Below are 22,419 nucleotides of genomic sequence, written 5' to 3' on the forward strand. Positions count from 1 at the left end.
ACCGGCGGGACCGCTCAGCGGTGCTCGGCGAGCATCTCCTCGGTCCGTTCCCAGAGCCCGCGGGCGAGGGCGACGTCGGCGGCGAGCTTGTTCGTGCGTGCGGGCTTCCGCTTCGCGAAGTAGCCGCCCGAGGTCCAGTCGAGTCCCGGCTGACTCTCGGCCAGCCAGAAGAGCGTGTCGGCGCCCTCCTCGGGGGTGTTCAGCAGGCGACGCCCGAGCGGGTTCGCATAGAGGAACCGCATCGCGCCGTCGGGCGAGCTGGAGAAGTTCGTCGAGATGACCCCCGGGTGGAACGCCGCCGCGGACAGGCCGCGCGGGCCGTACCGGCGGTCGAGCTCCTTCGTGAAGAGGATCTGCGCGAGCTTCGCGTTGCCGTAGGCGCGCGTGGGCGAATAGGAGCGTTCGGCGTCGAGGTCATCGAGGTCGAGCTTCCCGAACAGGCGGTTGGCGACGCTCGAGGTGTTGATGACCGTCGCCTCGGACTCGACGAGGCGGTCCAGCAGGAGATGGGTGAGGAGCGCGGGTGCCAGGTAGTTGATCTGGAACGTCTGCTCATGGCCGTCCGTCGTGACCCGGCGGTCGGCACCGAAGATGCCGCCGGCGTTGTTGGCGAGGACGTCGATCCGCGGGTACTGCTCGAGGAGATGCTCGGCGAGGAGGCGAACCTGTGCCAGCTCGGCGAAGTCGCAGATGAACGATGCAGCCCCGATCCGTCGCGCGACGGCTGCCGTCTTCTCCGGTGACCGCCCGACCACCACGACCTGCTCGCCCGCGTCCGTCAACGCCTTCGCAGCCGCAGCGCCGATGCCGTCGCTCGCACCGGTGAGGACGATCACCCGATCGCTCACGCGGACGACTTCCGGGGGCGGGGCTCGCTGACGTTGGTCGGGCGCGCCCGCTCGTCGATGTCGGGGACCTCACGGCCGATCGCGAGGTCGCCGGTCTTGTTGGCGTCCTGCATCATCGACTCGAGCCAGCTGCGGTTGAGCTCGGGACGCTGCTCCTGGTCGAACTCGAACTGCAGCGAGATCGACGGGTGCACCCAGATCGTCACGCGTCCGCCACCGGTCTCGAGCGAGCGCGGCCAGGAGATCGTGAAGGACTCGTTGCGCCGCAGTTTCATGACCGCGATCGACTTCACATGCGCGAGCATCCGGTCGTCGAGTTCGAGCTCACGCGATGAACTCCCGTAGATCAGCTTTCCCACCAGATGTCTCCCTCTGTGCCGGTCGTCCTCGCGCACCCGGGAATCAGGGCGACGCGACGCCCGAGCACACCGGGCGTTGCCCCCATCGTAGGCGACCGAGGGATCGCCGTCGTGCCGGTTGACGGGCGGGCGGCAGCCCAGTTCAGGGGTCCGCGGTGTTGCCCCCCATGGCCTCGCGAGTACGTCAACTTCCGCAGAAAATCAAGGTATTTCGGCCCTGTTTCATGAACCTGGCAAAGCCCTGAGCTGCGGTCGCCTCGACCAAACCGGGCTTCCCACTGCCCCCGAACGGCGTGCATGACCGTGAAGCCCGAATCTTCCGTCGTGCACCCGAGCCAGCCGTCCCTTCCCGAACGATCCGTCGCTCCGGGAACACGTCCACGCCGTGCACGCCAGCCGTTGCGACTGCCCAAGCTCGTCTCCCAGCTGGTCACCTTCGGCCTCGTCGGCGGCACCGCGTTCGTCGTGGACGTCGGTGTGTACAACCTCCTGCGGTTCACCGTGCTCGACGACAAGCCGATCGGAGCGAAGGTGATCTCCGTCGCCGTCGCCACGGTCGTCGCTTGGCTCGGCAACCGGGCGCTGACCTTCCGGACCGAGCACCGCCGCGCGGTGTGGAAGGAGGGCGCCCTCTTCGCGCTCATGAACGTCCTCGGCCTCGGGATCGCCGCGGGCTGTCTGTTCGTCTCGCACTACGTCCTCGGCTACACCACGCCGCTTGCCGACAACATCGCGGGCAACGGCGTCGGACTCGTCCTCGGCATGGTGTTCCGGTTCCTCGCCTACCGCTACGTCGTCTTCCGACCCGCCGAGTCGGCGACCGGTCGCCGTCGGAGCACGACGTCGCAGGAAACCTCCGTTTCGAGCCCGGCCGCGCCGGCACCCGCCGCCGCACCGCGCACCACGACCACTCGTCGATCCGCACCGACCCACGCACTGCCGACCTCTGGAGGCCTGTCCTGATGGCACCCGCACTCGCACCGCTGCTCGGAGCGCTCGCGCTCATCCCCGCCCGCCCGTTCGCCGCCGCGGACGAGCCCGCTCCCCTGCTGACCCCGCAGCCCGCGGCACCCACGGAACCGCTGCCGAACCGCGGCACCCTGGTGGACCCGGCGTCGGCGGCCGACCCCGGCTCCTGGAGCATCGGCGAGTGGCTCGGCTACGGCACCATGCTGCTGTTCGCCGCCGCGCTGACGATCATCGCCGTGACCACGCTCTACTGGATGCTCCACGCCTGGCGGTCGACCGGCCACCTGAAGAACACGGGGTTCGCCGCGGTCCCGCTGCCCGCCAAGCACTCCTTCACCCTGCTCGTCCCCGGTCGGCATGAGGAGGAGGTCATGGGTCAGACCCTCGACCGCCTCGCCGAACAGGACCACCCCGACTTCGAGATCATCGCGATCGTGGGCCACGACGACCCGGGGACCGAGCGCGTCGTCCGCGAGGCCGCCGCGCGGCACCCCGACCTCATCAAAGTCGTCGTCGACGACAGCGTGCCGAAGAACAAGCCCAAGGCGCTCAACCGGGCGCTGCAGATCGCCCGGGGCGACGTCGTGGGCGTGTTCGACGCCGAGGACGAGGTGCATCCGCGCCTGCTCACGCTCGTGGACTCCCGCTTCACCGAGAGCGGCGCCGACGTCGTCCAGGGTGGCGTGCAGCTCATGAACTTCCAGTCGAGCTGGTGGTCGCTCCGGAACGTGCTCGAGTACTACTTCTGGTTCCGGTCGCGCCTGCACTTCCACGCGAACTCCCGCTTCATCCCGCTCGGCGGCAACACGGTGTTCGTGAAGAAGACCTGGCTCGACTGGTCGGAGGGCTGGGACGACGGCTGCCTCGCCGAGGACTGCGAGCTCGGCGTCCGACTCTCGAGCGCCGGCGCGACGGTCGTCGTGGCCTACAGCCCGGAGGTCGTCACCCGCGAGGAGACCCCAGGCACCCTGCAGTCGCTCTACAAGCAGCGCACGCGCTGGAACCAGGGGTTCCTGCAGGTCCTGAAGAAGGGCGAGTGGCGCAAGCTGCCGACGTTCCGTCAGCGCATGTTCGCGCGATACCTGCTGTCGATGCCGTTCCTCCAGGCGGCGACCGGCCTCCTCATCCCCGTCTCCGTCCTGCTGGTGCTGTTCGCGAAGGTGCCCGCACCGATCGCCCTTCTCACCTTCATCCCGCTCGCGCCGACGATCGTCACCCTCGCGGTGGAAGCCTCCGGGCTCGGTGAGTTCGGCCGCCTCTACGGCCAGAAGGTCCGCCTCCGCGACTACGCCCGGCTGATCCTCGGCACCTTCCCGTACCAGATCTTCCTCGGCCTGGCCGCCGTCCGTTCCGTCTTCCGCGAGTGGAAGGGCGACCACTCCTGGGAGAAGACGGAACACACCGGTGCCCACCGCAGCGAGGAGGTCGCCGAGGCCACCGAGGCCGCTCCCGTCTCCGTCGACCTGCCCGACCGCGCACCCGAGCTCGTCCTCCAGAACGGAGCAACCCGATGACCGGCATCCTCGAACGCCCGGCCGCCCCCGGCCGACCAGAGCTCCACCTGGAGAACGACCGCCTCAGCTGGCTCGCCTCAGGGCCACCGACGAAGCGAGGCCCCGGCGTCGTGCGCCGCTGGCTCTCACGCCACGGTCGCACCCTGGCCTTCCTCCTGCCCGTGCTCGCCATCGCCGCCGTCGTGCAAGCGATGAACCTGGGCGGTTCCCCGCAGCGCATCGACGACGAGGGCACCTACACCGCCCAGGCGTGGAGCGTCCTGAAGCTCGGCGAACTCGCCCACTACACCTACTGGTACGACCACCCGCCCCTCGGCTGGCTGCAGATCGCGGCCTACACGGGGTTGACCGGTGCGTTCGACCGCTACGACATCGCCGTGATCGCGGCACGTGAGGCCATGGTCGTCGCGACGCTCATCGCCGTCGTGCTCGTGTGGGTCCTCGCACGCCGCCTGCACCTCAGCCGGGCCATGGCCGCCGTCGCCGCACTCGTGTTCGCGATCTCACCGCTCGCCGTGCAGTTCCACCGCACCGTCTACCTCGACAACGTCGCGGTGCCCTGGCTCCTCGGCGCCTTCATCCTCGCGACGAGCCGCAAGCACCAGCTCGTCGGCTTCGCGGGTTCCGCCGCCGCGTTCGGCATCGCCGTGCTGAGCAAGGAGACCTTCCTGCTCGCCCTGCCCTTCCTCGCCTGGACCATGTGGCGCGCGGCTCGGAAGGAGACCCGCCGGTACACGCTGCCGGTCGCCGCGACCATCGTCGTCGTCATCGGCTTCACCTACGTGCTCTTCGCCGCCATCAAGGGCGAACTCATCCCCGGCCCTGACCGGGTGAGCCTCCTCGGTGGCGTCTTCTTCCAGCTCGGATCCCGCGTCACGAGCGGGTCGCTGTTCGACCCGGAGAGCCTGTCGGCGAAGACCCTCGGCATGTGGTGGCAGTTGGACGCGGCATTCCTCGTCGCCGGAGCGGTGGCCGCCGTCGCCGGGCTCTTCATCTCGCGACTGCGTGTCATCGCCGCGATGACCGTCTTCCTCGGCCTGTTCATGCTGCGCCCGGGCGGCTACCTGCCGGTGCCGTACGTCATCATGCTGCTGCCGTTCATGGCGATCCTCATCATGGGCGTGACCGGCGCCGCCATCCGCCGGTTCCGTCGCCGCTCGACCGTCGAGGCCGGAGCACAACGCCGTCGTCTCCTCGGCGGACGTGCGGCCGGAGCCGTCTGGGTCGCCGCGGTGCTCGCTGCAGCCGTCGTCGCCGTCCCCAACACGGCGACCCAGCTCCGCGGCTTCCTCCTCGCCGACCTCGACAAGCCGGTCCGGCAGGCCCAGCAGTGGGTCCAGACCAATGTGCCGAAGGAGTCCCGCGTGATCGTCGACGACGCGATGTGGGTCGACCTCGTCGAGAGCGGTTTCGATCGTGACAACGTCATCTGGTACTACAAGATGGACACCGACTCCGCCGTCCAGGCCCAGTCGCCCAACGGCTGGCGCGACGCCGACTACATCGTCACGACCGATTCGATGCGGACCTTCCCGACCACCTTCCCCGAGGTGAAGGGTGCGATCGACAACTCCGAGCTCGTCGCGACGTTCGGCTCCGGGACGCAGGCCGTCGAGGTCCGCCGCATCGACGCCGACGGTCTCGACGCGGCGGCCGAACAGGCCGCCGGGCGCACGGCGGCTCGGGCGGCGCTCGGTGCGCAGCTCCTGCTGAACCCCTCGCTCAGCGTCTCGACGGAGGCCGCGCAGACCCTCAGCGACGGCCAGCTCGACTCCCGCGCCCTCCTGGCGCTCGGCCAGGTACTCGCCACGACGCCGGTCCGGCTCGAGAGCACTCCGGTGCTCGACGGCGAGACGGGCGACGTGCGCCGGACGATGGTGCTCCGCACCGGCACCGAGGTGGGCGACGGCCGTCTGGCCGACTCCATCCGCTCGATCCAGGGCGACTACGCGGCCGACCGCGTCGAGCAGACGGCGGCCGGCGTGCGGGTCACCTACTCGGTCGTCGAACCCGACGTCGTGCGCTGACCACCTTCCCGAGCACCGGCTCGAGCCGGACGCCCGGGCCACCCGAAACCCCGACCCACCCGAAGAACAGGAGTTCCACCATGCGAACCACCACCACCAGGCGACTCGCCCTCAGCGGCATCGCAGCCGTCGCGACGGCAGCGCTCATCGGCTTCGGCACCACCGCCGCGAGCGCCGCCACCACCGAGGTCTCAGGCTCCGGCTGGATCCGCGTCGGCCACCTCTCGGCCGACACCAAGACCGTCGACGTGAAGCTGTCGGCACTCTCCGGCGGCGCGACCGTGTTCGAACTCGACGACGTCGCCTACGGCCAGGTCTCCCCCTACACCGACCTGGCCGCCGGCACCTACGTGGTGTCGATGGTGCCCGCCGGGTCGCCCGACAGCACGAAGCCGGTCATCAGCACCAACGTGACCATCACCGCCGGGGAGGCGGCCACCGTCGCCGCCTACGGTCCCAACAAGGACCTGCAGACGAAGGTGTTCGAGGACGACCTCACCGGTCCGGCCGAGGGTGCGGCGCGCATCCGGTTGATCCAGGCGTCGACCGACGTCAAAAGCGTCGACGTCAGCACCTCGACCGGCATGCCGATCGCGAAGGGCGCCACCACCGGGACGGCGACCGACTACGCGAGCGTCCCAGCAGGCCCGTGGGATCTCGAGCTGACCGGCGGCAAGCAGGCGGCCGAAGCCTCCGTGAACCTCGCCCCCGGCACCGTGAGCACGCTCTTCGTGCTCGACAACGCCGCAGGCGGCGTCACCCTCATGCCCGTCCTCGACAGCTCAGCCGCCGGCGACGCTCCCGAGGGCCCGGTGGAGACCGGTGGTGGTGGACTCGCCGAGCAGTCGTCGACGCTGCGGGGCGTCCTCGACGACCTCGACACGAAGCTCGCCCGGCTCGTGCGCGACCTCGGGACGGCGGTGAGCTGACCATGAGTGCCAAGAAGACGATCGGTATCGCCGCGACCGCGGTCGCCGCGGCCACCGCGACCGCCGTGATCGCCTCCCTGGCTACCGGGTTCCCGGCGAACCTCCTCCAGGGCCCGACCGCGGCGTCACCCGGCGCGACCGACGCCGACGGTCAGCCTGGTCCGACCTCGACGGTCACGGACCGGACCACCACCGAGGCCGCCGACGCCTTCCTTACCGACTGGGTCGACGACGGCCGCGTCGTGCGCCGGGACCAGGGTGACGACACGGTCAGCGAAGGGCAGGCCTACGGACTGCTCGTCGCGGCCGGGGTCGGGGACGAGCAGTCCTTCACCGAGATCTGGGATTGGACCGAGCAGCACCTGCAGCGGCCCGACGGGCTGCTCGCCTGGCAGTGGCGCGATGGCGAGGTCGTCGACGACGAACCCGCCAGCGATGCGGACCTCGACGCCGCCCGCGCGCTCGTCGTCGCCGGCACCCGGTTCGACGAGCCGCGGTTCACCGAGGCCGGCGTCACGCTCGCCGGTGTGATCGCGGACCGCATGACCGCCGAGACCGCCGCGGGCCGGATCCTGCTGCCCGGTGTCTGGGCCGCTGCGACCGAGCCCTACGCGTACAACCCGTCCTATGCCTCCCCCGTCGCCTTCTCGGTGCTGGGTGCGGCGACCGGTGACCCGCGGTGGGCCGAACTGCAGGCGGGTTCCGCGGCGGTCACGACCACCCTGCTCGACGAGAGCCCGCTCCCGCCCGACTGGGCCCAGGTGCACGCCGACGGCACCGTCGACGCCATGCCGGGTGCGGCAGGGACCGGGCAGAGCGTCCGCTACGGCTACGACGCGGCCCGGCTCCCGATCCGCTACGCCGAGTCGTGCGACACCGCCGACCGGGCGACGGCCGCCCGCCTCGCCTCGACCCTCGCGCGCTCGAAGGAGCTGCGTGCGGAGACCGATCTCGGCGGATCACCGCTGACCTCGGACGTGCACCCGCTCGCCCTCCAGGCCCGAGCGGCCGCGCGCGCCGCCGTGGGCAACCTGCCGGAGTCGGCGGACGACCTCCGGGCCGCCGACGAACTCGCGCAGGAGGTGCCGAGCTACTTCGGCGCCGCCTGGGCAGCCCTCGCACCGATGATGCTCACGACCGGTGAGCTGGACGGGTGTCCACCGCTCACCGAGGGAGCCACCTCATGATCCGCGCACAGCGCCGTCGGATCGGCACGCTCGCCGCCGCCGCAGCGCTCCTCACGGCGCTCGCCCTCTCGGGCTGCGCCACGACGCACGCCGGGCAGACGCCGACCTCGCCGAACGCCGCCGACGGCCCCATCACCTCCTCGGAGGCGGCCGACCGTGGCGCCGCCGGCGCGAAGCAGGACCCGGTCGCCCAGGCGCCGGCGGCCGATGTCAGCGCGCTGAGCGTGAGCCGGGTGCAGATCCCGTCCATCGGGGTCGACGCGGCGGTCGAACCGCTCGAACGCGATGCGTCGGGTGTCCTCCTGCCACCCGTCGAGTGGGAGGACGCCGGGTGGTACCGCGCCGGCGTCATGCCCGGCCAGGTGGGGCCGGCGGTCATCGCCGGCCACCTCGACACGACCCTCCGCGAGGCGGTGTTCGTCCACCTCAAGCAGCTCGTGGCGGGCGACCAGGTGACGGTCACGATGTCCGACGGCTCGACCGCCACGTACGCCGTGGACCGCGCCATCGACGTCGAGAAGAAGACCTTCCCCACCGAGGAGGTCTACGGGCCGACGCCCGACGCGCAGCTCCGGCTCATCACCTGCAACGGCCCCTTCGATGACGCCGCGAACACCTACGCGAACAACTACGTCGTCTTCGCGTCGCTCGTCGGCACGACCCCGTAGCGCCGCTCCCTGCTCCGCGCGCCCGTCGCGGCGCGGCCCCGCTCCGAACCATTCCCACCGACCCGAAAGGAACCGACGTGAACCGCTCACTCGTCGTCATCCCCACCTACAACGAACTCGACAACCTGCAGCCGATCGTGAACCGCACGCTCGCCGTCCCGGGGGTCGACATCCTCGTCGTGGACGACTCCTCCCCCGACGGCACCGGGTTCCTCGCCGAACAGCTCGCCGCGCAGCACCCGGAGGTGCACGTGTTCCACCGGGCCGTGAAGGACGGGCTCGGCGGCGCGTACCTCGCGGGCTTCGCCTGGGCGCTCGCCCGGGGGTACGAGGTCGTCGTCGAGATGGACGCGGACGGATCCCACCACCCCGAGGACCTGCCCCGCCTCATCGCGCTCCTCGACGATCACGACCTCGCGCTCGGCTCACGCTGGGTCCCGGGTGGCGTCGTCGAGAACTGGCCCGCCCACCGGCTCGCGCTGAGTCGCGGCGGCAACCTCTACACGCGACTCGCCCTCGGGATCGGTGTCGCCGACGCGACCGGCGGGTTCCGCGCGTTCCGCAGCGAGGCACTGCGCCGCATCGACCTCGCCGACGTCGCGTCACAGGGGTACTGCTTCCAGGTCGACCTCCTCTGGCGTGCGCTGCAGCGCGGGCTCCGGGTCGTGGAGACGCCCATCGTCTTCACCGAGCGGGTGTCGGGCGAGTCGAAGATGAGCGGGGGCATCGTCTCCGAGTCGCTCAAGAAGGTCACGATGTGGGGCGTGCGTCGTCGCCTCCAGGAGGTCCGCGCACTGCTGCACGGCCACCCGCTCCCATCCGTGCGCGTGCTGTCCACCCGCTGAGACCAGGTGGTGCGGGCGGCCACGACCACGGGCCGACGACGGCTGCACATCTTCCCAGGTCCTTCCGGTTCCGCCGCCCTCCCCGGAGTCGTAGCGTGAGGGCATGACCAATCGCACGCGCACCCCGCAGCACCCCATCGGTTCCGGCTTCGGCCACTCGAGCACCGCGGCGGAGGTGCTCGAGGGCATCGACCTCACCGGCAAGCTCGCCATCGTCACCGGCGGCTACTCCGGTATCGGCCGCGAGGCCGTCCGTGCCCTGGTCGGCGCGGGTGCCCAGGTCATCGTCCCCGCGCGGCGCCCGGAGACCGCTCGCGCGGAGCTCGCCGGCATCGACGGTGTGGAGGTCGATGAACTCGACCTGGCCGACCTCGCGAGCGTCGAGGCGTTCGCCGACCGCTTCCTCGCCACGGGCCGGGGCCTCGACCTCGTCATCACGAACGCCGGCGTCATGGCGGCTCCCGAGACGCGCGTCGGTCCCGGCTGGGAACTCCAGTTCGCGACCAACCACCTCGGCCACTTCGCCCTCGTCAACCGCCTCTGGCCCGCCATCGTCAAGGGCGGGTCATCGCGGGTCGTCGCGTTGTCCTCCAGCGGCCACAAGCGCTCGGGGATCCGCTGGGACGACGTCCAGTTCGAGCACGGCTACGACAAGTGGGAGGCGTACGGGCAGGCGAAGACCGCCAACGCGCTCTTCGCCCTCCAGCTCGACACGCTCGGTGCCGAGGAAGGTGTCCGCGCGTTCTCCGTCCACCCCGGTGGCATCCTCACGCCGCTGCAGCGGCACCTGCCGCGCGAGGAGATGATGGCGCTCGGCTGGGTCGACGCCGACGGCAACCTCCTCGTCTCGGGGTTCAAGTCGCCCGAGCAGGGTGCCGCAACCGAGGTGTGGGCCGCGACCTCGCCGTCGCTCGACGGCCTCGGTGGGGTGTTCTGCGAGGACTGCGACATCGCCGCCCCGGCGGAGACCGCGGTCTCCCCGGCCTCCGGCGTCGCCGACCACGCGACCGATCCGGAGGAGGCGGCCCGACTCTGGGCGCTCTCAGCCGAACTCACCGGGGTCGACGCCTTCGCCGCTCGCGACTGATCGGCCGGCGCCACCCCTTGCAGCCACCCGCCCACGGACCTACCGTGAGAGCGGATCAGCGCGACGATGCGCGAGACGGAGACCGCCCAGGCGGATCTCGGAAGGAGCACCCCATGAGTGACCAGAACGCCGACATCAACAACCCGGGCCCGCACGACGAGGCCGTCGACGACGCGGCGGCCGAGCGCGTGGCGTCCACGACGAACCCCGGCCCGCACGTCACCGAGGACGACCCGGCGGCGAGCGGCGAGGCCGAGATCACGAACCCCGGTTCGGAGACCGAACGCGACGCTGCGGCCGAGCGCGAGGCGGAGCGCGTCGCGAACATCACCAACCCCGGCCCGAGTTCCTGACCCCACCGACCCTTTCTCAGGAGTTCGTCGGCGCGTCGGTCCGTTTCCCGGGCGGCGCACCGGAGGACTCCTGAGAACGGTCAAGCGGCCTCAACGGTCGAGCGTGAGGCGGAGCGCGTCGCGAACATCACCAACCCCGGCCCGAGTTCCTGACCCCACCGACCCTTTCTCAGGAGTTCGCCGGCGCGTCGATCCGTTCCCCGGGCGGCGCACCGGAGGACTCCTGAAAACGGTCAAGCAGCCTCAACGGCCGAGCGCGAGGCGGAGCGCGTCGCGAACATCACCAACCCCGGCCCGAGTTCCTGACCCCACCGACCCTTTCTCAGGAGTTCGTCGGCGCGTCGGTCCGTTCCCCGGGAGGCGCACCGGAGGACTCCTGAGTAAGGTCGCCCAGCTCTAGTGGTCGGCGCGGGGCGGACGCAGGCGCGTCTCCTCGATGTCGAGCATCGTCTGCGCCTCGGCGAGGATGCGCGACGGGTACGCACCGCGCGCCCGTGCGTCGAGGAGCCGCTCGCGTTCGGCCTGCACGACGGCGAGGCGGAGCTGGCGGTAGAGCCGGTGCGGTGTCTCTGCGTGCGTCTCACTCGGCGAGACCGACTCGCGCGAGCGTTCCCAGGCGGCTTCCGCCCGCAGGAACGTGGACTGCCGGACGCGTTCGAGCAGATCGGGGTCGATCTCCTCCTCGATGCCGACCGCCGAGGCCGGATCCTCCAGCACGCTGATGCCCGCGTAGCTGATCTCGTCGAGGAGGGTCGCGAGCTGGCGGCGGTCCTCGGACTCGTCGATCCCCTGCACCTTGAGCAGCCGGATGAGCCACGGCAACGTGCCGCCCTGGACGACGAGCGTCACGACGGCCACCGTGAAGGCGATGAGGACGAGCTGCTCGCGGTACGGGGTGCTCTGCGGCAGTGACTGTGCGGCGGCGAGCGTCACGACGCCGCGCATGCCCGACCAACTGAGGATCACGCCGCCTCGCCAGTCGATCTGCTCCAGCCGCAACTGCTCGAGATCGGCGCGCTGCCGCTCGTAGGCGCGCTCCCGACGCCGCCGTCGGTGCCATCGGCGGTTCTGTCTCGGGAACCGTTCCGAGTACCCCATCGACAGCCACCGCTGCAGGGTCTGGCGTTCCGCCCAGCGTTCTCGTGCACGGAGCCCGAGCACCAGCGGGCCCACCCACAGGAACCGCAGCGCGATGAGCGCGGCCGTCGCGACGAGACCGATCCCGATGGACTCCTCGACCGACAGGATCTCGGCGTCGACGGCGCCGATGAGGGTGCGGATCTCGAGGCCGATGAGGAGGAACACGGCGTTCTCGAGCAGGAACTGGATGGTCCGCCAGTTGATGCGGTCGCTGATCCGCGCCTGGGCCGAGAACGCGGCCGAACTCGCGTGTCCCGTGTACAGGCCGGCGATGACGACGGCCAGCACGCCGGACCCGCCGAGCGCCTCGGTGGGCATGAACGCCACGAACGGGACGGCGATGGAGATCGCGGTGTCGAGGACGGAGTCGTTGAGCTTCGACCGCAACCAGACGGTGACGTACCCGGCGATGAAGCCGACGACGATCGCCAGGACGACCGCGTAGACGAAGTCGCCGACCGTCGCCCACGGCGTGAGCATGCCGCCGGCCGCCGCAGCGCTCGCCGATCGGAGGAGCACGAGTGCGGTCGCGTCGTTCACGAGCCCCTCACCCTCGAGCACCGTCAGGAGGCGGGGTGGGAGGCCGAGACGGCGTCCGATGGACGTCGCCGCGACCGCGTCGGGCGGGCTGATGATCGCGCCGAGGGCGATGGCGGCGGCCAGGTTGAGGTCCGGCAGGAGGCTGAAGAGGAGGAAGCCGGCACCGAAGGCGGTGACGATGACGAGCACGACGGACAGGCTCGTGATGGTGGCGAGGTTGCGGCGGAAGTCCATGATCGGGACGCTGATCGCCGCGGCGTAGAGGATCGGCGGCAGGACGACGTCGAGCACGAGTTCCGGTTCGACCTCGATCTCCGGCACGCCCGGGAGGTACGAGAGCCCGACGCCGACGATCACGAGGATGATCGGCGCGGCGACACCGAGCTTGCGGGAGAAGGCCGCGACGGCCACGATCACCGCGATGCCGACGACCGCATACACCCCGAGTTCCATAGCGATCAGGCTATCGGTCGCTCGGCCGGCCACACCCCGACGGCTGTCGTGGGTGCCGGGAGACTATTCGAGCAGGCCCCGGATGTCCTCCGCGGTGAGGGCCTGACTGAACACCGCGTCGTCGTCGAGGACCGCGGCGAACAGCTCGGACTTCTTCGCCTGCAGCGCCATCACCTTCTCCTCGATCGTGTCGGCGGCGACCAGCCGGTAGACCATGACGTTCTCGGTCTGGCCGATGCGGTGCGTGCGGTCGATGGCCTGCGCCTCTGCGGCCGGGTTCCACCACGGGTCGAGCAGGAAGACGTAGTCCGCTTCGGTCAGGTTGAGGCCGAACCCGCCGGCCTTCAAGCTGATGAGGAACACGGGGGCGTCACCGGTGCGGAACCGGTCGATGACCTCACCCCGACGACGGGTCGACCCGTCGAGGTACTCGTACGCGATGCCCTGCTCCTCGAGCCGACGAGCAGCGGTACCGAGGAAGCTCGTGAACTGGCTGAAGATGAGCGCCCGGTGGCCCTCGGCGACGACGTCGTCGAGCTGCTCGAGGAGTGCGTCGAGCTTGCTCGAGGGGATGCCCGCGTGCTCCTCGGCGTCGATGAGACTCGCGTCGAGGCTGAGCATGCGGAGGAGGGTGAGCGAGCGGAACACGATGAACCGGTTGCGGTCGAGGTCGTCGACGAGTCCGAGGAGCTTCTGTCGTTCGCGCTGGAGGACGAGGTCGTAGAGCTTGCGGTGGGCCGGCGCGAGTTCGATCCGCAGCACCTGCTCCTGCTTCGGCGGCAGTTCGGGCGCGACCATCTCCTTGGTGCGTCGCATGAGCAGCGGACGGATGCGTCGGCGCAGGGTCTGCAGCCGACTCGAGTCGAGACCCTTGCCGATCGGCTTGACGTAGTGCTCGGTGAAGCGCGGCGCCGACGCGAACAGGCCCGGCGCGACGATCGACAGCAGCGACCACAGCTCCATGAGCGTGTTCTCGATGGGCGTGCCGGTGATCGCGAGCTTGAACGGTGCTCTGAGGTCGACCGCGCACTCGTGCAGCTTGGCGCGGTGGTTCTTCACGAACTGCGCCTCGTCGAGGATGAGCCCCGACCAGTCGACCGCCTGGTACGCCGCTGCGTCGAGCCGGAACAGCGCATAGCTCGTGACCACGATGTCGGCGCCCGCCGCGAGGTCCGCGATCGACGCGCTCCCCTTCGCCTGCGTGGCTGTGATGCTGCGGACGACGAGGTCGGGCACGAAGCGGGTGGCCTCGGCGACCCAGTTGGAGACGACCGACGTCGGGGCGACCACGAGGAACGGTGGTGCCGTGGTCCCGGTGGTCTCGCGCGCGTGGGCGACGAGGGCGAGGGTCTGCAGCGTTTTCCCGAGGCCCATGTCGTCGGCCAGGATGCCGCCGAGTCCGTGCTGCCAGAGGAACGCGAGCCAGCGGAAGCCCTCGACCTGGTAAGGCCGGAGGTCTGCGTGGAGTCCCGACGGCAAGGCGGTGTCGGGGACCGCTTCGATCGCGTTGAGTCCGGCTGCAGCCTCGCGCCACGAGACGGCCTGCTCGGTCTCGTCGGCGAGGTCTTCGAAGTCGGCCCAGAGGCTCGCCTGATAGCGACTGATGCTCGGCTTCGTCTCCCACTCCTTGAGCGCGGCCGCCTCGGTGAGCAGCTCGCGCAGGCGGTCGAAGGCGGGGTGCTCGAGCGAGAGGTAGGTGTGGTCGACCATGAGCAGCTTGGTGCGCCCCTTCGAGAGGGCCTTGAAGAGGGGCTCGAAGGGGACGCTGTAGTCGCCGATGTGGATGACGATCCCGAGGTCGAACCAGTCGCGTTGCTCCGTCTCCACCGTGGTGACCGAGATGTGGGGCGTGCCCGTGAGCTCCCGGTACTCGGGGCGGTCGCCGGACACCTCGACGAGGACGTCGTCGAGCGACTCGAGGACGGGGAGGGTGCGCTCGGTGACGAGTGCCGCGTCGAACTCCGTCAGGACCTGCGGCCGGGGCGGCCAGACGCCCGGGGTCGTGAGCTCGTCGAACGAGCCCGCGGCGAGCGCCCGGCGTTCCGGTTCCGCCGCGGCGGCGATGGCGGCGCCGACCCGGTCGAGGATGGCCCGCTCCGCGCGTTCGTCGCGGAGGACCTCCGCTGCGGCGGCGTCGGTGGGACCGCCGTGCGGCACCGTCGACACGAGTGGTCGTCCTGCGGCGAGCGCCGGGGTGCCGCCACCGATCGGGACGCGCTGCGCCGGGGCGTACTGCCAGAACCAGGCGAGGCGCAGGGTCTGCTTCGGTTCGAAGGAAGCCGTGAGGACGAGGACCGGCGGCACGATCTCGGGCAGGGCCACGGTGCCGTCCGTCGAACTCAGCGAGATGCTGCGGCGGAGTCGTGGGACGTAGTGCTCGAGGAACTCCGGCACCTCGGCCTCGGGGACGACGACCGGCTCGCCAGGCCCGAGCAGTCCGCGGGCCTCGTCCGTCAGCGGTTCGGCGAGCGGGGCGAGCACGATCGCCTGCTGGGGTTCGAGCGTGTAGTGGTAGAGCCCGTGGTCGCCGAGGGCTCCGCTCGTGGCCGCGTCGACGTCGGTGCCGTCGATCGTCACGACGGATCGGAGGACCACGCCCTCGTCGTCGTGCGCGGCGTCCAACCGGATGGCGGCGGTGGTGCCGAGGACGACCGTGCCTTTGCGCGTACCGACGAGTTCGATCCCGAGTTGGGCCGCCTCCTCGAACAGATGCCAGAGGACGGGACTGCCGAAGTCGTCGAGGACGAGCCAGTCCGAATCGCCGGCGCCGGCGTAGGCACCGGCCGGTGGACGGGTGGCACGCAGGAGCGCCTGGAACTGCGTGAACCACTGCTGGTGCGCCGGATCGAGCGACAGCCGGTGGCCCTGGTGCGTGAACGAGGTCCACGAGATCGTCGACTTCACGAAGCCGCCGCCGGCCTTCTTGACGACGGGTCGGACGGCGATCCGGCGGGGGTGCCGGGGCTCGGGCGGGCCGTCGGCCGTGCGGGAGGTCGGTCCGCGCCAGCGTTCGGCGGTGCGCGGGATGCTCTCGCGGACCTCGAACTGCAGCCCCATGGCCGTCGGCGCCGTGGCACGACCGGCATCGCCGGCGAGGGAGTCGAGTCGGTTCCGCCAACTGGGCGGTGCCGGCGGCGTCTGCGGACTCGGGGTCCATCGCGCTGCTCGTCGTTCCGCCTCCGGACGCCAGGCGTCAGGGAGGTCGTCGAGCTCGTCCAGGGCGTACATCGGCCGGTGCTCGGCCGGTTCGTCGAGCGCGGGGTCGTTGATGGGCGCGGTCCAACGTCGGTCGGAGCGCCAGGACGCCTCCTTCCCGGAAGGCGGCCGTTGTGGTGCCACCCACCGGTCGGAGCGACCCTCGGCCCGGAGATGGGCCGCGTTGCTGTGCAGCAGGGTGGCGACGATGTGCTTGCAGTCACCGCGCAGCGGGCAGGAGCACGCGCTGCCTTCGATGCGAGCGAACCCACCGGTGTCGTCGCCGAGGTCGATGATGCAGGCGTACGGGACATCGGTGGAGCCTTCGACGATCCCGTGGAGCCGACGCTTGTCGGGGTCCCAGTCGGCGGCGGTGACCCGGCCGTCTCTCGCGTAGACCCGGCCGCGGTCGAACGCCACCCGCCCGACGAGCCGGACGAGGTCGGCCACGTCGACCAGTGGTGCGGGCTCGGGAGTCATCGCCCCATGGTCTCACGCACGACGGACACCCCTCCCTCGAGCCAGCGCGGTGCGCTGACGCGAGCGCGGGTCTGCGACGTGAGCGCGCCCCTCCGGAGGGGCGCGCTCACGTCTGTGGGTCGCGGTCGGTCCAGCGCCCCGCGCTGACCACAGCTCCGACCGAGGCACGTCCGGCGGCTCGTAGAATGAGGTAATGACCTCTCTCCCCCACGACGAGCCTGCGAACCACGCTCCCGGCGACGACGCGGGCATCGATCCCACCGATCTCGAGGTCACGCTGCGCGTCCTCCAGACCATGGCGACGATGGACGAGGAGCACCCCGACTACCTCCAGGTGCGCCGCGCCACCGCCAAGATGTTCAAGGCGGTCAAGAAGGAGCGCCGGCTCGACCGTCGGGCCCGGATCGCCGACGCCGACCGCGCCGTGATCGCCGCCACCGCGACGGGCGCCCCCGACCGCATCGACGACGAGACCCGGGGCATCCCGCTCGCCACCACCACGACGGCTCCGACCGCCGGCGAGCTGCTGGTGCCGCGCAACTGCTACATCTGCAAGCAGCCCTACACGACGGTCGACGCCTTCTACCACCAGCTCTGCCCGCAGTGCGCGGCGATGAGCCACGCGAAGCGCGACGCCCGCACCGACCTCACCGGCAAGCGCGCCCTCCTCACCGGCGGCCGCGCGAAGATCGGCATGTACATCGCGCTACGACTCCTGCGCGACGGAGCACACACCACCATCACGACGCGGTTCCCGCGCGACGCCGTCCGCCGCTTCAGCGCGCTCCCCGACAGCGCCGATTGGCTGCACCGGCTTCGCGTCGTCGGCATCGACCTCCGCGACCCGGCCCAGGTCATCGCCCTCGCGGATTCCGTGGCCGAGCAGGGTCCGCTCGACATCCTCATCAACAACGCCGCGCAGACGGTCCGCCGCACGAAGGGCGCCTACCAGCCGCTCGTCGACGCGGAGCTCGCCCCGCTGCCGGACGGCCCACTGCCCGAGCTCGTCACCTTCGGCCACACGAACGACGCACACCCGCTGTCGCTCGCGGCGTCGGTGTCCGCCCACCCGATCCTCGCCGCAGCGGCGGCCAAAGCCGATGCGCTCACCGAAGCGGCCATGACGGCCGGGTCGTCCTCGCTCGAACGGCTCGCCGCCGGCACCGCGATCGACGCCGGCGGACTCGTCCCCGACGTCGACCACAGCAACAGCTGGGTGCAGAACGTCGACCAGGTCGAGCCCATCGAGATGCTCGAGGTCCAGCTGGCGAACGCGACCGCCCCGTTCATCCTCATCAGCCGCCTGCGTGCGTCGATGGCGGCGTCCGACTTCCCGCGCACCTACGTGGTCAACGTCTCCGCGATGGAGGGCGTCTTCGGTCGCGGCTACAAGGGCCCAGGCCACCCGCACACCAACATGGCGAAGGCCGCGCTGAACATGCTCACCCGGACGAGCGCGCGGGAGATGTTCGAGACCGACGGCATCCTCATGACGAGTGTCGACACCGGCTGGATCACCGACGAGCGCCCGCACCCGACCAAGGTGCGGCTGGCGGAGGAGGGCTTCCACGCCCCGCTCGACCTCGTCGACGGCGCGGCGCGTGTGTACGACCCGATCGTCCGCGGCGAGGCCGGCGAGAACCTGTTCGGCGTCTTCCTCAAGGACTACCGCCCGAGCTCCTGGTGAGCTTCGACTCGCGGTCGTGGTCGAGGACCCGGCGATGATCGGTCCGGCGGCCGTCCGCTTCCTCCGGGAGGCACCGCTCGGTTCGCGGGTCGTCGTGCGCTTCGCACTGCCCGAGGGCGCCGAGGCGGGTGCGACCGACGCCCTCGGCGAGCTCGTCGAGCGGTCGGACACGGGCTGCACGGTCGAGACCAAGCGCGGACCGGTCGTGATCGCCGACGCCGACGTCATCGCGGCGAAGCCCGTCCCGCCTGCGCCGGCACCACGGGAACGCCGCCGCTCGGCCTAGGCTGGGCCGATGAGCAGCGAAGTCACCCAGGACCCGTCGCCGACGCAGCATCGCGTCGAAGTGACGCTCCGATGTCCCTGGTACGGCGCGTTCCAGCGTCCGACGGTGGTGTTCGACGGGCGAGGCCAGCCGGCGCAATGGGGTACGGGCAGCTGGCGGCTCGGCGGGACGGAGGTCTCCTTCGAGGTTTTCCTCTTCAATCGGGTCTGGCGGTACGGCGCGGCCCGGACCACCTTGACCGCCGGCGTCGACACGTCGCTCGTCTATCGCGCGCCGCTCCTGCCGTTCCTCCCAGGTCGGTTCACAGCGAGCTGAGCGGTGGCTCGGAAGCCCGTCGGCGGCCGCCCCTAGGCTGGCCGGATCACCCCTTCACGCACGGGCACCGGGAGAACACGGCATGGCGAAACGCACCGGAACGACGGCACCACGGCTCGACCCCGTCCGTCTCATCGGATTGACCGACGGCGACGAGGGCGCCCTCGACGCGCACGACAGTGTCGAAGGCCTGCGGTTCGCCGACCTCGACCTGTCGCACCGTGACCTCTCGGGCATCACGATCTCCGAGTCCCTGCTTGCCGGCATTCGAGCCGACCAGACCGACTTCCGGGCGGCGTCGTTCCTCGACTCCCGGCTTGAGCGGTGGGACGCGCCCATCCTCCTCGCCCCTCGAAGTCGCCTGCGCGACGTCGAGCTGGAGGGGTCCCGGGTCGGTTCCGCCGACTGCTACGACGCGAACTGGCAGTCGGTGCGGGTCACCGGATGCAAGCTCGGGTTCGTGAACCTGCGCGGGGCCGTGCTGCAGGACGTCCTGTTCGAGGACTGCACGATCGACGAACTCGACCTCGCCGATGCGACGGCCACCCGGGTCCGGTTCGTCGACTGCACGCTCAACAGTCTCGACGTCACGCGGGCGAGGCTCACCGACGTCGACCTCCGGACGCTCGAGCTCCGTCGCATCGCCGGCATCGAGCACCTGCGGGGCGCGACGATGACGCCGTTCCAGGTCGGAGAGCTCGCAGCGATGTTCGCCGAGCAGTTCGGCATCCGAGTCGAGGACTGACCTCCCGGGTTGCGCCAGCGCGGTGCGCTGACGTGACCGCGGGTCTGGCGCGTGGGCGCGGGTCTCCGGAGACCCGCGCTCACGCGTGTACCCCGCGCCCACGCCGGTTCCCACGCACTCGCGCCAGCGCACCGCGCTGACGCCCGATGACCCGCGCTCGCGCCGGCGCACCGCGCTGGCACCCGCTCCACCGACGCCCGCTACCGGGGCAGACGGACCCCGATGCGCTCCAAGTGCGCGTTCGAGAAGGTTCCGGCGGGATCGAGCTCCTCGAAGAGGTCCCGCGCGTCGGCGAGTCGCGGCACGACCTCGGCGATGCGCTCGGCGGTCAGGAGGTTGAGCTTGCCCCAGTGCGGGCGGGCGTCGAAGGGTGCGAGCGCCTCCTCGATCGCGGGCAGCACCGCTCGGACCTCCTCGGGCAGGTTGCGCCAGGTGAAGTGCACGGCGAGCATCTCCCGGTGGTACGCGCCGCTCAGCCAGAGCTTGTCCGGCGCGGCCGTGCGCAGTTCGGTCACGAGCAGCAGCGGGGCGATGCGGTCGCCGAGCGCACGCAGGGCCGTGATCGCGGCGGGTCCGTCAGCGCGGTCGATGAAGTACTCGGTCTGGATCTCGTCACCGTTGCTCGGCGTCGACTCGAGCCGGAAGTGCGGCAGCCGCTCCCACCAGTCGCCGGGGACACCGCCCTGCAGGGTGAGGTTGTCGGGGTCCGTCTCGACGAGGTTGCCGGCGGTCAGGGAGTCCCGCTGCACACCGAGCCACGACTCAGGGACCACGGGCAGTTCGTCGTCACCGGCGACAAGGCGGGTCTTCCACCAGATCTGCTCGACGGTGTCGCCGAGCCAGTTGGTGAAGATGCTGACGCTGTAGGCACCGCCGGTGACGCCCTCGATGTCGGCGAGCACGGCATCCCACGGGACGTCGCGGTAGACGTCCTGACGCACGCGGTAGGCGGGCTGCACGTCGACCGTCACGCGCACCACGATGCCGTACGCGCCGAGCCCGACGACGAGGCCGTCGAAGCCGGGGTCCCCGCGACGCACGTGGACGAGTTCGCCCGTGGCGTCGACGTACTCGAGGCCGCTCACCGCTGAGGACAGGATGCCGTTGTCGTTGCCGGATCCGTGGGTGCCGGTCGCGATCGCGCCGCCGATGGAGATGTGCGGGAGCGAGCCCATGTTGTGGAAGGCGAGGCCCTGTTCGGCGAGCCAGGCGGCGGCGATCCCGTAGCGCGTCCCGGCTCCGATCGTCACCGAACCGGCGGCCTCGTCGAACACCGGGTCGGCGGGGATGTCGAGCACCGTGATGAGCGTGCCGTCGGAGTCGGCGAGGTCGGTGAACGAGTGTCGGGTGCCGAGGGCGCGGACACGCGTGCCCGTCCTGGCGGCCTCGGCGACGAGTGCACGGACCTCATCGATCGACGTGGCGTTCACGATCCGCGGCGCTGCGAAGGTGTGCGTGCCGGCCCAGTTGCGTTCAAGCGTCATGAGCGCAAGCTTGCCAGAGCCGGGACGACCCGCAGGCGTTCCCGAAACATTTCCAGTCAGGCGGGCGGAGCGGCGTGCTTGTTCTCGAGCAGGACACCGACGGCGACGAGCACGACCGCGCCGAGGAACTGCGCGATGATCCAGGGGATGCCGCCGAACGGGAGCGGGAGGACCGGGTTCCACACGATCGCGACGAGCAGCGTCGGGATCATCCAGAGCGGCTGCTTGGCCTGCCAGGCGAACACGGCCATGATGAGCGCGAGGATGCTCACCACGAACAGCACGATCGTGAAGGCGTCGAGCTCGAGCAGCGCGAGGCCCAACATGAGCGCGACCGCACCCATGATGCCCGGGATGAGCGCCGGGCGAAGGGCGAAGGGTGCGGGAGCGGGGGTCGGACTCGGCATCCCACGAGTTTACGTGGAGCGGCGGGGCGTCGCCGAGCGGTGCGGCGGGGCCGATGCGGCACAATCGCTGCATGGGCGTTCTCATCTACGGTGCCGGAAGTCACTACGACTTCGACGACCGCGTGCTTGCCCATCTCAGGGCGGCGATCGGGAACAAGCTGCGTCGTCGGGAGTCCTTCTTCGTCGAATGGACGAAGGGCGCTGTGGACGGCGGCGGGCGCGTGAGTCTCTGGATCACGAGCGACGTCCCGCTGCAGTTCCGGTTCGCGCAGGCGGAGCCGCTGGTCAACCAGGCGTGGGTGCGCGCCCTGCTCGACTCCTCCTACACGCCGGGCGGCATGATGCTCACGCCCGAACCCGACACGACGACCGATCCGGAGGCGGCCTGACCGGAGGGCTGGCTCAGCGCTGCTCCACGAGCGCGGCGAGTTGGTCCGTGACGATCCCCCAGCCGGCGTGGAAGCCGAGTTCGAGGTGTTCATCGCGCTGGGCGACCCCGCTGTGGAGTGCGGTCGCTCGGTAGCGGGTGCCGTCGGGGTGGTCAGCGAGGTCGATCACGGCGGTGATGAACGGCTGCTCGGCTGGCCGCCAGCCTGCGGTCAGCGCCGTCGTCCAGACGAGACGCTGCTCCGGAACGACCTCCAGCACGCATCCGGTGATCTGCGGCACGAAGTCGACGCCGTCCTCACTGAACTCGGTGCGGAAGGACCCGCCGGGTCGCAGCTCGAACTCGACGACCCGACACACCGCCGGCGACGGCACCCACCACTGCCCGAGCGTCGCGGGGTCGGTCCACGCCGCCCAGACGGCCGATCGCGGCGCGTGGATGATGCGCTCGACCAACAGGTCGCGCTCGTCGGCCGGTTCGGGTTGGGTGTGATCGGTGTCGGTCATGCGGTGC

21 protein-coding genes are annotated in these 22,419 nt (G+C 70.8%); 14 read left to right on the forward strand and 7 right to left on the reverse strand.

The genetic code is table 11. From position 1 onward, the window contains the following. Positions 1-14: 14 nt before the first annotated feature. Positions 15-848, reverse strand: coding sequence for an SDR family NAD(P)-dependent oxidoreductase (locus BIU99_RS03875; RefSeq protein WP_071259620.1), 834 nt, complete (start codon positions 846-848; stop codon positions 15-17). Then, complete coding sequence (locus BIU99_RS03880; protein ID WP_064294294.1) at positions 845-1,207, reverse strand: hypothetical protein; 363 nt, start codon at positions 1,205-1,207, stop codon at positions 845-847. Before BIU99_RS03880 ends, BIU99_RS03875 begins: the two co-directional genes overlap by 4 nt. A 297-nt stretch (positions 1,208-1,504) precedes the next feature. Between BIU99_RS03880 and BIU99_RS03885 the strand changes: the two genes are divergently transcribed. The 9 genes from BIU99_RS03885 (at position 1,505) to BIU99_RS03925 (ending at position 10,786) form a co-directional block, all read left to right on the forward strand. Further along, the gene (locus BIU99_RS03885; RefSeq protein ID WP_064294295.1) at positions 1,505-2,170 is read left to right on the forward strand and encodes a GtrA family protein; all 666 of its coding nucleotides are present in this window, start codon (positions 1,505-1,507) and stop codon (positions 2,168-2,170) included. Continuing rightward, positions 2,170-3,690, forward strand: coding sequence for a glycosyltransferase family 2 protein (locus BIU99_RS03890; RefSeq protein ID WP_064294296.1), 1,521 nt, complete (start codon positions 2,170-2,172; stop codon positions 3,688-3,690). Before BIU99_RS03885 ends, BIU99_RS03890 begins: the two co-directional genes overlap by 1 nt. After that, positions 3,687-5,717: a glycosyltransferase family 39 protein gene (locus BIU99_RS03895; RefSeq protein WP_071259626.1), complete on the forward strand. Its 2,031-nt coding sequence runs from the start codon at positions 3,687-3,689 to the stop codon at positions 5,715-5,717. The genes BIU99_RS03890 and BIU99_RS03895 overlap by 4 nt, the downstream gene beginning before the upstream one ends. An 80-nt stretch (positions 5,718-5,797) precedes the next feature. Then, positions 5,798-6,646, forward strand: coding sequence for a DUF4397 domain-containing protein (locus BIU99_RS03900; protein WP_064294298.1), 849 nt, complete (start codon positions 5,798-5,800; stop codon positions 6,644-6,646). 2 nt (positions 6,647-6,648) lie between these two features. Beyond that, on the forward strand, positions 6,649-7,833 hold the full coding sequence (locus tag BIU99_RS03905) for a glycosyl hydrolase family 8 (RefSeq protein WP_071259629.1): 1,185 nt from the start codon (positions 6,649-6,651) through the stop codon (positions 7,831-7,833). Next, a complete protein-coding gene (locus BIU99_RS03910) occupies positions 7,830-8,501 on the forward strand; it encodes a class F sortase (RefSeq protein WP_064294300.1) in 672 nt (223 codons plus the stop codon). Before BIU99_RS03905 ends, BIU99_RS03910 begins: the two co-directional genes overlap by 4 nt. A gap of 77 nt (positions 8,502-8,578) precedes the next feature. Continuing rightward, positions 8,579-9,346, forward strand: a complete 768-nt coding sequence (locus tag BIU99_RS03915) for a polyprenol monophosphomannose synthase (protein WP_217634971.1) — start codon at positions 8,579-8,581, stop codon at positions 9,344-9,346. A 103-nt stretch (positions 9,347-9,449) separates the two neighbouring features. Next, positions 9,450-10,433 (forward strand): SDR family NAD(P)-dependent oxidoreductase, encoded by a 984-nt coding sequence (locus BIU99_RS03920; RefSeq protein WP_071259632.1) that lies wholly within the window; start codon positions 9,450-9,452, stop codon positions 10,431-10,433. Between the two features lie 113 nt (positions 10,434-10,546). Then, the gene (locus BIU99_RS03925; RefSeq protein WP_064294302.1) at positions 10,547-10,786 is read left to right on the forward strand and encodes a hypothetical protein; all 240 of its coding nucleotides are present in this window, start codon (positions 10,547-10,549) and stop codon (positions 10,784-10,786) included. Between the two features lie 396 nt (positions 10,787-11,182). Here BIU99_RS03925 and BIU99_RS03930 read toward each other — a convergent pair whose 3' ends face one another. Continuing rightward, the gene (locus BIU99_RS03930) at positions 11,183-12,919 is read right to left on the reverse strand and encodes a sodium:proton antiporter (protein ID WP_064294303.1); all 1,737 of its coding nucleotides are present in this window, start codon (positions 12,917-12,919) and stop codon (positions 11,183-11,185) included. Positions 12,920-12,982: 63 nt separating this feature from the next. Beyond that, positions 12,983-16,594, reverse strand: a complete 3,612-nt coding sequence (locus tag BIU99_RS03935; RefSeq protein ID WP_071259634.1) for a DEAD/DEAH box helicase — start codon at positions 16,592-16,594, stop codon at positions 12,983-12,985. Between the two features lie 193 nt (positions 16,595-16,787). Here BIU99_RS03935 and BIU99_RS03940 point away from each other — a divergent pair, with 193 nt between their 5' ends. The 4 genes from BIU99_RS03940 (at position 16,788) to BIU99_RS03955 (ending at position 19,627) form a co-directional block, all read left to right on the forward strand. Beyond that, positions 16,788-18,281, forward strand: coding sequence for an SDR family NAD(P)-dependent oxidoreductase (locus BIU99_RS03940; RefSeq protein ID WP_064294305.1), 1,494 nt, complete (start codon positions 16,788-16,790; stop codon positions 18,279-18,281). 16 nt (positions 18,282-18,297) lie between these two features. Further along, positions 18,298-18,567 carry a hypothetical protein gene (locus BIU99_RS03945; RefSeq protein ID WP_240555686.1) on the forward strand — a complete coding sequence of 90 codons (270 nt, stop codon included), beginning with the start codon at positions 18,298-18,300 and terminating at the stop codon, positions 18,565-18,567. Positions 18,568-18,576: 9 nt separating this feature from the next. After that, positions 18,577-18,882, forward strand: coding sequence for a hypothetical protein (locus BIU99_RS03950; RefSeq protein WP_071259637.1), 306 nt, complete (start codon positions 18,577-18,579; stop codon positions 18,880-18,882). 82 nt (positions 18,883-18,964) lie between these two features. After that, positions 18,965-19,627 carry a pentapeptide repeat-containing protein gene (locus tag BIU99_RS03955; RefSeq protein ID WP_064294307.1) on the forward strand — a complete coding sequence of 221 codons (663 nt, stop codon included), beginning with the start codon at positions 18,965-18,967 and terminating at the stop codon, positions 19,625-19,627. A gap of 200 nt (positions 19,628-19,827) precedes the next feature. Here BIU99_RS03955 and BIU99_RS03960 read toward each other — a convergent pair whose 3' ends face one another. Further along, entirely contained in the window at positions 19,828-21,111 is a 1,284-nt protein-coding gene (locus tag BIU99_RS03960) for an FAD-binding protein (RefSeq protein ID WP_071259639.1), read from the reverse strand. Positions 21,112-21,167: 56 nt separating this feature from the next. Beyond that, positions 21,168-21,518: a DUF6804 family protein gene (locus BIU99_RS03965; protein WP_064294309.1), complete on the reverse strand. Its 351-nt coding sequence runs from the start codon at positions 21,516-21,518 to the stop codon at positions 21,168-21,170. 71 nt (positions 21,519-21,589) lie between these two features. On the opposite strand from BIU99_RS03965, the gene BIU99_RS03970 reads away from it, so the two are divergent. Continuing rightward, positions 21,590-21,907 (forward strand): hypothetical protein, encoded by a 318-nt coding sequence (locus BIU99_RS03970; RefSeq protein WP_071259641.1) that lies wholly within the window; start codon positions 21,590-21,592, stop codon positions 21,905-21,907. 13 nt (positions 21,908-21,920) lie between these two features. Here BIU99_RS03970 and BIU99_RS03975 read toward each other — a convergent pair whose 3' ends face one another. Continuing rightward, a complete protein-coding gene (locus BIU99_RS03975; protein WP_071259643.1) occupies positions 21,921-22,412 on the reverse strand; it encodes an SRPBCC family protein in 492 nt (163 codons plus the stop codon). Positions 22,413-22,419 lie beyond the last annotated feature (7 nt).

Origin of the sequence: Plantibacter sp. MMLR14_011, assembly GCF_001865025.1 — a bacterium.
Taxonomy (GTDB): Bacteria; Actinomycetota; Actinomycetes; order Actinomycetales; family Microbacteriaceae; genus Plantibacter; species Plantibacter flavus_A.